1 protein-coding gene is annotated in these 583 nt (G+C 68.1%); it reads left to right on the forward strand.

The genetic code is table 11. The features are described 5' to 3' along the window. The coding region (locus XAXN_RS20055; RefSeq protein WP_134984954.1) for a putative inorganic carbon transporter subunit DabA at positions 1-583 on the forward strand (583 nt) is incomplete at both ends.

The raw sequence follows: 583 nt of genomic DNA on the forward strand, positions 1-583 counted from the left end.
GTGGTCACCTGCGCAGGTGACGCGACCTCCTCGGCAGCCACGTCCGAACGCAGCGCACGGATCTCGGCACGTGCCAAACGCGCTTGGGGCCGCTTCAAGCTGGCGGCCATTTCCTCGTTCGCCTTCGTCGAGGCCACCGGACCGATCTACGTCGCCAAGCTGCTGCGCGACGGGTTGGGGCTGGCTCGCCAGCATGCACGGAACGAACCTGCGCCGCGTGCTGCCAACGAGCTGGACCTGGACACCCGGCTGACCATGGCCATGCGCATTCTCAAGGCGATGTCGTTCACCGGCGGCTTCGCCCGGCTGGTGGTAATCGCCGGCCACGGTGCAAAAGTGGTCAACAACCCCCATGCGAGCGCGCTGCACTGCGGCGCATGCGGCGGCTATTCCGGCGAAGTGAACGCGCGGTTGCTCGCGTCGCTGCTCAACGACAGCGAGGTGCGCGCCGGTCTTGCCGCCCGCGGCATCGTCATTCCCGCCGACACGCTATTCCTGGCCGCACTGCACGACACCACGACCGATGCGGTCACCCTCTACACCGCCGACCACCCTTCGCCCGGGCATGCCGACGATCTCGCCC

The sequence above is a fragment of the Xanthomonas axonopodis genome (assembly GCF_001304695.1).
GTDB classification, from domain to species: domain Bacteria; phylum Pseudomonadota; class Gammaproteobacteria; order Xanthomonadales; family Xanthomonadaceae; genus Xanthomonas; species Xanthomonas axonopodis.